Here is a 10796-nt window from a genome sequence, read left to right on the forward strand (position 1 = left end):
CAGGCCCATTTTTTTTTGCTCGATCCGCTTGCGGGTTGTGCGTCCGGGCGGCGCGCCAGCAAATCGGAGAAGCTCGTGCAATTGCAGCAATTGATCGAAACAAGCCTTGACGGTATGGGTTACGAACTGGTCGATGTGGAACAGGCCGGACGTGGCTTATTGCGCGTATATATCGACCTCGCACAGCCGGGTGAAGATGGGTGGCGCAACATTACGGTCGAGGACTGCGAGAAGGTCAGTCATCAGCTGACGCACGTATTCACCGTCGAAAATGTAAATTATGAACGGCTGGAAGTGTCCTCGCCCGGTCTCGATCGCCCGCTGAAAAAAGTGGCAGACTATGCCCGTTTCGCCGGCCAGGAGGCCTTGGTGAAACTGCGCATGCCGATGGCGTCGGCCGCTAACCGGAAGAATTTTCAGGGCATCCTGCTGGCGCCGGAAGGCGACCAGTTAAAACTCGAATTTGAAACAAACGATGGCCCGGCGGTGCTGGAGTTTACGCTCGCTGATGTGGATAAGGCACGCTTGGTGCCGCAGGTGAATTTTAGGAGTCGCAAAGCATGAGTCGCGAAATTTTATTGCTGGTCGATGCGCTGGCACACGAAAAAAATGTCGATAAGGAAGTCGTGTTCGGTGCACTTGAGCATGCATTGGCACAGGCTACCAAGAAACGTTACGAAGGTGACGTCGATATCCGTGTGTCCATCGATCGCGACAATGGAGAATTCGAGACTTATCGTCGCTGGCACGTCGTGCCGGACGAAGCGGGCCTGCAATTGCCTGATCAGGAAATCCTGCACTTCGAAGCCAAGGAACAGATTCCTGACATCGACGTGGACGACTATATCGAGGAACCGGTGGAGTCGGTCGATTTCGGCCGCCGCTTTGCCCAGGATACCAAGCAGGTCGTGTTGCAGCGCATCCGCGATGCCGAGCGCGAACAGATTCTGCAGGACTTCCTGGCCCGTGGCGACTCGCTCGTGACCGGCACCATCAAGCGCATGGAGCGCGGTGATGCCATCGTCGAATCCGGCAAGATCGAAGCACGCCTGCCGCGCGACCAGATGATCCCGAAGGAAAACCTGCGTATCGGCGACCGCGTGCGTGCCTATATTCAGCGCATCGACCGCAATGCCCGTGGTCCGCAGGTGATCCTGTCGCGCACCGCGCCGGAATTCATCATGAAGCTGTTCGAACTGGAAGTGCCGGAAATCGAACAAGGCTTATTGGAGATTAAATCGGCTGCCCGTGACCCGGGTGTGCGCGCCAAGATTGCTGTCTTCACGAACGACAAGCGCATTGATCCGATCGGCACCTGCGTCGGCATGCGCGGCTCGCGCGTGCAGGCTGTGACCGGCGAGCTTGGCGGCGAGCGCGTCGATATCGTGCTGTGGTCGGACGACCCGGCGCAATTCGTGATCGGTGCCCTGGCGCCGGCCAATGTTACGTCTATCATGGTAGATGAAGACAAGCACGCCATGGACGTGGTCGTGGACGAGGAAAACCTGGCGATCGCAATCGGTCGCGGCGGCCAGAACGTGCGCCTGGCGTCCGAACTGACCGGCTGGCAGATCAACATCATGACCGCCGAGGAATCCGCCGATAAGGCAGCCGCCGAAACCGCGGCGATCCGCTCGCTGTTCATGGAAAAGCTGGACGTCGATCAGGAGGTGGCCGATATCCTGGTGCAGGAAGGCTTTTCGACGCTGGAGGAAATTGCGTACGTGCCGATCCAGGAAATGCTGGATATCGAAGCCTTCGACGAGGAAACAGTCAACGAGCTGCGCAACCGCGCACGTGACGCCCTGGTGACCGAGGCGATCGCTTCGGAAGAGGGCATGGAAGGCATGGAAGATGCCTTGATCAACCTCGATGGCATGGACCGCGCCACGGCCGGCAAGCTGGGCCTGGCCGGGGTCAAGACCCTGGAAGCTTTTGGCGGTCTGGCCTACGATGAATTCGGCGCGATCCTGGCATTGCCTGCCGACCGTGCCCGGCAATTGATTGACAATGAATTTGCAGATGTGACCGATGACGAAATGAGGCTCATCGACGCGAAATACGATGAGCATGCCAAGGCGCTGCAAGCCAAGGCATGGAACCTGGCGGAAGCAAAGTGATGCGCAGGTTTTGTCATACATCGAGCCACATAGAAAAGAGGACTGAATGGCGAGTAACAATGTAGCCCAATTTGCCACCGAACTGAAAATGCCGGCGGATTTGCTGCTGACGCAGTTGCGTGCGGCCGGTGTTGAGAAAAGTTCGGCGTCCGATACGCTGTCCAAGGAAGACAAGGATAAGCTCCTTGGCCACCTGCGTCGCGCCCATGGCGCGTCTGCCGATGGCGAGAAAAAGAAGATCACCTTGACGCGCAAGGAAACCACTGAAATCAAGCAGGCTGATGCCACCGGCAAGTCGCGCACGATTCAAGTCGAGGTGCGCAAGAAGCGCACGTTCGTTCAACGTGAAGAGCCGGTTGCACCTCCAGCAGCGGCAGCACCTGCGGCTCCCGTGATCGACGAAGCAGAGAAGGAACGTCGCGCGGAAGAGGCGCGCCGCCAGGCCGAGCTGATCGCCCGTCAGGAAGCGGAACTGCGCGAAAAGCAGGAGCGCCTGGCCAAGCTTGAAGCCGAGAAGGCCGAGCAGGAGCGCGCGCTGAAGCTGCAGCAGGAACAGGACGCCAAGCGTGCTGCGGAAGAGCAGGCCGCTGCCGCTGCCTCAGCTGCAAAGCAAACGGCCGGCGAGAAGAAAGTCGATACGGCTGAAGAGAGCCGCCTAAAAGCTGAGCAGGAAGCCCGCAAGGCTCAGGAAGCCAAGGAAGCTGCCGAACGTGCAGCCGCTGCCGAGCGCGCGCGCAAGGCTGTCGCTGATGAAGTGGCGCAGATCCGCGCCATGATGAATGCGCCGCGCAAGGTCATCAAGGCACCGGAACCGGCCAAGCCTGCTGAAACCACCCTGCATAAGCCGGCGGAAAAGAAAGCCGTCGAGAAGAAGGATGACAAGAAGCCGGCCGTCGGCGACAAGAAGTCCATCAAGTCGGCCAATGTGTCGTCGACCTGGCAGGACGATGCCGCCAAGCGTCGCGGAGCCGGCATGAAGACTCGTGGCGCGACGACAGGTGGACGCGATGGCTGGCGTGCCGGTCCGAAGGGCCGCCGTCATGCTCACGACGAGGACCGCGAGAGCAACTTCCAGGTGCCGACCGAAGCTGTGGTCAAGGACGTGTACGTCCCGGAAACGATTACCGTTGCCGAGCTGGCGCACAAGATGGCAGTCAAGGCATCCGAGGTCATCAAGCACCTGATGAAGCTGGGCCAGATGGTTACCATCAACCAGGTGCTGGACCAGGAAACCGCCATGATCCTGGTGGAGGAAATGGGCCACAAGGCGCATGCCGCCAAGCTGGACGATCCGGAAGCGCTGCTCACCGAAGGCACCGAACAGACCGATGCCGAAATGCTGCCGCGTGCGCCGGTGGTCACCGTCATGGGCCACGTCGACCACGGTAAAACTTCGCTGCTGGACTATATTCGCCGTGCCAAGGTTGCCGCGGGCGAGGCTGGTGGCATTACGCAGCATATTGGTGCCTATCACGTGGAAACCCCGCGCGGCATGATCACCTTCCTGGATACGCCGGGTCACGAAGCGTTTACCGCCATGCGTGCGCGTGGCGCTCAGGCGACCGATATCGTCATCCTGGTGGTGGCCGCCGACGACGGCGTCATGCCACAGACTAAGGAAGCGATCGCTCATGCGAAAGCCGCCGGTGTGCCGTTGGTGGTGGCGATCAATAAGATCGACAAGCCGGGTGCCAATCCGGATCGCGTGACGCAGGAATTGATTGCCGAAGGCGTCGTGCCGGAAGCCTATGGTGGTGATTCGCCTTTCATCAATGTGTCGGCCAAGAGCGGCCAGGGCATCGACGAATTGTTGGAAAACGTCTTGCTGCAGGCGGAAGTGCTGGAACTGAAAGCTCCGGTCGATGCGCCGGCCAAGGGCCTGGTGGTGGAAGCCAAGCTGGACAAAGGTCGTGGCCCTGTTGCCACGATCCTGGTTCAATCCGGTACGCTGCGCCGTGGCGACGTCGTGCTGGCGGGCTCCTCCTATGGCCGCGTGCGCGCCATGATCGATGAGAATGGCAAGAATATCGCTGAAGCAGGTCCATCGATTCCGGTGGAAATCCAGGGCTTGACCGAAGTGCCGGCCGCCGGCGAGGAAACCATGGTGATGGCTGATGAGCGCAAGGCGCGCGAAATCGCCTTGTTCCGCCAAGGTAAGTTCCGTGACGTTAAGCTGGCCAAGCAGCAGGCCGCCAAGCTGGAAAACATGTTCGAGCAGATGGCCGAAGGCGAAGTCAAGAATCTGCCATTGATCATCAAGACCGACGTGCAGGGTTCGCAGGAAGCGCTGGTGCAATCGTTGCAGAAGCTCTCCACCAACGAAGTGCGCGTGCAGGTTGTGCACGCGGGCGTCGGCGGCATCAGCGAAAACGACGTCAACCTGGCGACGGCTTCGAAGGCGGTCATCATCGGCTTCAACACCCGCGCCGATGCATCGGCACGCAAGCTGGCCGAGACCAATGGCGTCGATATTCGCTACTACAACATCATCTACGACGCTGTGGATGAAGTGAAAGCGGCGTTGTCGGGGATGCTGGCGCCGGAGAAGCGCGAACAGGCCCTGGGCCTGGTGGAAATCCGTCAGGTCATCATGGTCAGCAAGGTCGGCGCGATCGCCGGTTGCTACGTGCTCGAAGGCTTGGTCAAGCGTGGTTCCTCGGTCCGCCTGCTGCGCAACAATGTCGTAACCTGGACTGGAGAGATCGATTCGCTAAAGCGCTTCAAGGATGACGTCAAGGAAGTCAAGGCCGGCTTTGAATGCGGCTTGACCCTGAAGAACTACAACGACATCCAGGAAGGCGACCAGCTCGAAGTGTTCGAGGTGCAGGAAGTCGCACGTACGCTGTAAGACGCAGCGCGTCTTTAGCAAGCAGCCAGGGCGGGCACGCCGTGCCCAACCTGGCTTTATTCATTTCAGGCCCAGTAAGGGCGGAGCAAGACCATGGCCAAACACAGCAAAACCATCCCCGGCCGCAGTCAGCGCGTGGCAGACCAGATCCAGCGCGACCTGGCCGAAATCATTGCCTATGAATTGAAAGACCCGCGCGTGGCGATGATCACCATCACCGAAGTGCAGGTGACGCCCGATTATGCGCATGCCAAGGTGTTTTTTACGACGTTGCCGGATGATCCGACCAGTGTGCAGAACACATTACAAGGCTTGCGCAAGGCGTCCGGCTTCATTCGTGGCCAGCTTGGGCGACGCCTGACTATCCATACCACGCCGGACGTGCACTTCGTGCATGATACGTCGACGTCACGCGGCCTGGAATTGTCGCGGCTGATCGACGAAGCCAACAAGACCCGTGCCGCGGATGCAGACGAAGCCTGAAAAGAAGCAGCGCTTGCTGATTGATGGCGTGCTGTTGTTAGATAAGCCGGTGGGGCTGTCGAGTAACGATGCGCTGATCAAGGCTAAGCGCCTGCTGAATGCCAAAAAGGCCGGACATACGGGGACGCTCGATCCGTTTGCGACAGGCTTGTTGCCGTTGTGCTTTGGCGAGGCGACCAAGTTTTCGCAGGATTTGCTGGATGCGGACAAGACTTACGAGACTGTTGTGCATCTGGGCGTGCGGACTTCGACTGGCGATACGGAAGGCGAGCTGCTGGAACAGCGCGAGGTTGACGTTACGCTGGATGAGATAGAAGCGGTGCTGGAACGGTTTCGTGGCGAGATCGACCAGGTGCCGCCGATGCATTCTGCTTTAAAGCGTGATGGTAAGCCTTTGTATGAGTATGCGCGGCAGGGGATTACGTTGGAGCGGCAGGCGCGGCGGGTGACGATTCATGCGCTGGAGTTGCTGGGGTATGAGGCGCCGTATTTACGCTTGCGAGTCACTTGTAGCAAGGGGACGTATATTCGCGTGTTGGGCGAGGATATCGGTGCTGCGCTGGGGTGCGGGGCGCATTTGCAGACGTTGCGGCGTACGCAAGTCGGGAATCTGACGTTGGATGGATGTGTCACGTTAGATCAGCTAACAGAAGCCGATGACGTTCAGCGGGAACGGATGCTTGCACCAGTAGATGCCTTGCTTTCTTCATTTCCGGCGGTTTCGTTACCAGAGGAATTGGCTAAGCGGTTCTTACATGGCCAGCGGTTGGCACTGGGAAGGGAGAGTGTTGAACTACCTGACTTGCAGAGTAGGGTACGGGTTTATGCGCTTGAGAGCGGGAGACTGCTGGGGACGGCGATGTTGCAGGCTTATGGAGTGTTAGCGCCAGAAAGATTGGTAGCAGGCCGCGGCGGATGAAAGACATATTACGCGTAGCGGCAGACAATAATGATTTTTGTGCATGATCGCTTTAGTCGTTTTTTCTGTCACTTGAATACTATTGTCACAGCTAATGCAATCTTGACCTGAGGGCGTCTGCACTAACGGGATGTCGCTGGGCCCGCTTAGCACTTTTTGAAAAATTGGCCCTCCATCACTGTCAAATTTCCATGACGCTGCTTGTCTGCCATCAGTAACAAACAATTTCTCTTCAGTAAGAACTACAGTCATTCCTTTTGACTTTTCGTGAGATTTTTTGTAATCCATGGACAGATCCCTAGGGTGAAACCGATCAAACGTCCGGCCGCCATCTGTAGAGTATAAAATCATTAAACTACAGAGCTTTCTGCAAGACCCTGAGCGCGGGGCAGGTGTATAAGGAAATGCGATTGGCTTATCGGTGGAAGCGGTATGATGGAATTTCCCTGCATAGCCGCCGAGAGCAAAATTGGTGATTTCTGTCCGTATATTTTGCTTAGTGTCGTTATAAAAGACCTGACCGTTTCTTATGCATGACTCATATTTTTCAAAGGTGAAAAACCGGTTTTCATCAATGGCATAGACTCGCTGCGGTGGCGTCGGATAGTCCTTGGGGACGTGTTGCTCTCCCGGCATGGCGCCGACGCTTGTGGCGATCAAGGCTCCAGGAAGCTGGCAGCCTGCGAGTAAAGAAAGAACTGCTACATTGATGCAATGAAAATATTTTTTCATGCTGCGTCAGAGCAATATTACTCGGCTTCTTTCTTTGCCCGGATACTATTATTGCAGGTGATGTGATCCTGACCTGAGGGTGTAGGGACTATCGGAATGCCGCTAGGGCCGCTTTGTACTCGGCGAAAATCAGGCTCCCTAGCACTTTCGAACTTCCATGAGGAGGTTTGAATGCCATCTGTGACAAATAGTTCTTTTTCTGCAACAGTCACAGCCATTGCTTTAGTTTCCTCATGAGCTTTTCTGTATGTGCCTGAAAGACTCCAAGGATGAAAGTTTTTAAATGTCCTGCCGCCATCAGTGGAGTAATAAATCATTAGACTACAACTTTTTCTACAAGTACCTTCATTAGGCGCGGGCGCTTTAGGGAAAACAATCAATTTATCAGTGGACGATGCATGGTGAAATTTTCCTGCATACCCGCCTAAGGCGAAATCAGTAATTTCTGTTCGTATATTTTGCTTAGTGTCATTATAAAAAACCCGGCCATTTCCGATACACGATTCATATTTTTCAAAGGTGAAAAACCGGTTTTCATCAATGGAATAGACACGCTGCGGTGGCGTCGGATAGTCCTTGGGGACGTGTTGCTCTCCCGGCATGGCGCCAATGCTTGTCGCGATCATGGTGCCAGGAATTTGGCAGCCTAAGAGGAAAAAGAGAGTTATCGCTGTCGTTGCAAAGATAATTTGGCTCTTCATATTTTATTTGTATCTAAATTGACCGTTCATTTGTTCATCTATTTCATCCTGCACAGTGTCGCGGTCAATGCTTGCCGGCATGGGCGGAATATCTAATGTTCCATGGAGATAATACTGATCCTTTCCTGAAAGCCAGTCCGCATCTTTCTGTAATTCTTTCCAAAACTTCATGTCCTTTGAGCTTTCACAAAATCCGATGGGGACGTCGTATGCGACCACACGTTTCATAAAGGCTTCATGTTTCGGTAAGGTGCTGTGGTCGGTCGGCTCAGGTTTGTATTTGCGGATTCGTTTATCCATTTCATCTTGATTTTCCAGTCGTCGATTTTTGGGACCACCAGAGATGCTGCCATCCGACGACACGCTATATGGCTCGTTTTCGTCTACCCATTCCTCGCGTTGATAGATGGCGTGAAAATATTTGAAATCATCGTCTTGATCCCAGTCGTCTGCTTTTGCTTTACTGTCATCAAAGCTGCTTAATTCTTCCGCACGTATAGGCTGAGGAACTTTTTCTGCATTTACTAAAACGGTTTTTTCAGGATGCGGCGTAGGCCAAAGGTTAGCGACTTTAAAGATGGCGCGATTCCCATCCCAGAAAGTTTTACCTTTTCCTTCTTGCGATTTGGAGCTGACCATATCGGGCAATGTGCCAAAGGGTTTCAGACCGGGAGTATCGCCACAAAGCGTATTCCGAGCCAACATACGTTGTTTAAGTATGTTCCCATGCTTTTGCACAATATTTGTAAATACGCCTTGCCAACCGATGCTTTGAAGCGCAGAACTACCCATAACGCGGTCATGCGGGTTGAAATAGACATAAACACGGCCGTGGTTGTCACGCTCCGGTATTGTTTCGGTATCAGTGCTAATGCTGATTTTGGGCGTCCATGGCTGCTTATCCGGAGTAGATCCGGCACGTAACTCATCCAAGTCAGCCTCTTGAAGCATCCGTTTGTCTTGATCAATCCGTTTAAGTAAATTGACAAAGGTGTTTTCCCTGGCGCGATTCGTTGGGCGGTCATTCCCCGATGTCATAGTGTCAGTTACCTTATCTTCCAACGCATAAGGTGAGTTCATCAGAATGACTGCATCTGGTGCCCGGGTTTTGCATAACAATGAAGCAGCCATGGCAATCATGGTGCCTTGGCTATGGCTCATTACGGTGACCGTGTCCTTAGGATAAGTGCTACGGATTTTATCAATCAGCTTGGCCAATCGATTGGCAGCGTGAGCATAATATTCCCGAGAGGGCGCATCTTGTAATTGCCTGTCCCATTCAGGGTTAATGCTTTGCACATCAACAGGCATAGGGCCCGCCCATGCCCGACGCTTGAAACCGGACTTGCTCCATACTTGTGGCAAATGATTGGTGCCGTTCTGGAAAGGGCCGCCACCCCAGTATTGAGGTTTTTTCCATTGCCCTTCGTGCTCCTTGATCCAAACAGACTTGCCAGATCTATCCCGCAATGGAATCAGATATTTTTTTTCTTCGTCTTCAGAGGCTCGATATCCCCAGTAAAAACGGATAACAGGAGAACGACCAAAAGATTCAACCTGATGCTTCAGTTCTTCTTCATCAGTGTAGTATCTATTAGGAGAGAGATCATCGCGACCTAGTCGATGATTCAGTCCGGCTAGCAAGCTTGCCTCTGCATCCTTGTACCACTCCCCCTCAGAGTTCACGCCATGCACAAAAATAATGATGCCAGGCAGATCCGGCGGAATTTTCGCCTCTGCCCGAACCGCATTACTCTCCGGAGTGACCATTGACTCCCAATAAGCTTCACCCTTCTTGTCGTGTTTAAGTTCAACGATGCGTGTTGCGTCAGCCATAGTTAACTCTTGTTTTTAGGTTTGAGCTGTAATTTGATTTTGTCAATCGAGCTGCTTTTTGCTAGCTGTGTCTCACCCTGTTCATTGGTAATGCCTTCAATAACTTGATTGTTTGGTAGGGTAATCTTGTACGGTTGGTTCTTGATCGGCTTACCTGTCAACTCATCGGTAATGACGAATTTTTCATCAAACTGAGTCTTGGACCAGGCTGGCATATCGCGACTTAAACTCGTCGGCCCCGTAAAGCTCTTGCTAGCCGCCTTGATCGAAATCTTCCCCGGACAGGCAAAGGTAATATTTCCGCCCTCAATCTTCAGGCTTGCCCCACCTTCGGTACATAACTCAATACTCTTGGCCGCCGCGAAATCGACATGGCCATTCGCCGCGATCAGTCGCATCAGCTCCTTCGCCGCCAAGGTGATCTGGTCGCTCTGCGCCTGGACATCTACATCGCCTTGTCCCGCATACAGCTTGATCCCAGTGTTGCCATCCCCAGCGCCCACGGCGCCGGCCAGCATGCCGATCGCCTGGCCGCTATGCACGCTCAGCGATTCGTCAACGGCCACATGCATGTCGCGTCCGGTTGCAAAATGCGCGGTTTCACCCGCCGCCACATGCAACCCGTCTGCCGCGGTCATGCCTAGCCCTGCCTGTACTGCCACGCTGACCAGCGGGGCAGTACTGTGCGGTACTTTCTCGCCTGTGCCATCCTCACTGCCATCGATGCTATTCACTTGGCCCGAGGCTTTTTTCAGCATCGCTGCCAACGGCGGCAATTTTTCATCCAGATTGCTTTGGTTCGATGCGTCATTCAAGGTCTGATTGCCCTTCGCCGCCACCATCTGCACGGTCTGGTGCGTCTGTGCCGCCTGGTTGAACGTGTCGGCAAACCCCTGTGCCTGCTTGAGCAAGGCAATACCAGCGGCATTATCGCCAGCTGGTTCTGGCTGTCCACCCGGCGCTACGCCGTAATACGTGGAGAGCAGCAGTCCTTTGCCAGCTCGAAGCGCGCCCCAGGCATCGGTGCGCAGTTCCCACCCGGTACCACGGAAGCTGCCGCGGTAGTTATCCGCCTGATGGATCAGATGGCCGAGATTTAGCTGTGTGGATGCCGTGTCGGTGGCTAACTGCGTGCGCAGCCGCCCGGTAGTGTCATC

9 protein-coding genes are annotated in these 10796 nt (G+C 54.9%); 5 read left to right on the forward strand and 4 right to left on the reverse strand.

Going from position 1 to position 10796, the window contains the following annotated elements; translation table 11 throughout:
* Positions 1-75: 75 nt before the first annotated feature.
* The 5 genes from rimP to truB all read left to right on the forward strand — a co-directional run bounded on the left by rimP (position 76) and on the right by truB (position 6370).
* Entirely contained in the window at positions 76-564 is a 489-nt protein-coding gene (gene rimP, locus EDC30_RS11650) for a ribosome maturation factor RimP (RefSeq protein ID WP_132259029.1), read from the forward strand.
* On the forward strand, positions 561-2120 hold the full coding sequence (gene nusA / locus EDC30_RS11655; protein WP_132259008.1) for a transcription termination factor NusA: 1560 nt from the start codon (positions 561-563) through the stop codon (positions 2118-2120). Before rimP ends, nusA begins: the two co-directional genes overlap by 4 nt.
* A gap of 46 nt (positions 2121-2166) precedes the next feature.
* Complete coding sequence (gene infB, locus EDC30_RS11660) at positions 2167-4968, forward strand: translation initiation factor IF-2 (protein WP_132259009.1); 2802 nt, start codon at positions 2167-2169, stop codon at positions 4966-4968.
* A gap of 93 nt (positions 4969-5061) precedes the next feature.
* Entirely contained in the window at positions 5062-5451 is a 390-nt protein-coding gene (gene rbfA / locus EDC30_RS11665) for a 30S ribosome-binding factor RbfA (protein ID WP_132259010.1), read from the forward strand.
* Positions 5435-6370 (forward strand): tRNA pseudouridine(55) synthase TruB, encoded by a 936-nt coding sequence (truB, locus tag EDC30_RS11670; protein ID WP_132259011.1) that lies wholly within the window; start codon positions 5435-5437, stop codon positions 6368-6370. Before rbfA ends, truB begins: the two co-directional genes overlap by 17 nt.
* On the opposite strand, the gene EDC30_RS11675 is transcribed toward truB, so the two are convergent.
* The 4 genes from EDC30_RS11675 to EDC30_RS11690 all read right to left on the reverse strand — a co-directional run.
* Positions 6332-7102, reverse strand: a complete 771-nt coding sequence (locus tag EDC30_RS11675; protein WP_132259012.1) for a T6SS immunity protein Tli3 family protein — start codon at positions 7100-7102, stop codon at positions 6332-6334. The two genes, truB and EDC30_RS11675, sit on opposite strands and share 39 nt — an antisense overlap.
* Before the next feature lie 17 nt (positions 7103-7119).
* Positions 7120-7803 (reverse strand): T6SS immunity protein Tli3 family protein, encoded by a 684-nt coding sequence (locus EDC30_RS11680; RefSeq protein WP_132259013.1) that lies wholly within the window; start codon positions 7801-7803, stop codon positions 7120-7122.
* Between the two features lie 3 nt (positions 7804-7806).
* The gene (locus tag EDC30_RS11685; RefSeq protein WP_132259014.1) at positions 7807-9639 is read right to left on the reverse strand and encodes a T6SS effector phospholipase Tle3 domain-containing protein; all 1833 of its coding nucleotides are present in this window, start codon (positions 9637-9639) and stop codon (positions 7807-7809) included.
* A 2-nt stretch (positions 9640-9641) separates the two neighbouring features.
* The coding region (locus EDC30_RS11690; RefSeq protein WP_132259015.1) for a DUF2345 domain-containing protein at positions 9642-10796 on the reverse strand (1155 nt) is incomplete at its 5' end.

The sequence above is a fragment of the Paucimonas lemoignei genome (assembly GCF_004342585.1).
Classification (GTDB): Bacteria; Pseudomonadota; Gammaproteobacteria; order Burkholderiales; family Burkholderiaceae_D; genus Paucimonas; species Paucimonas lemoignei.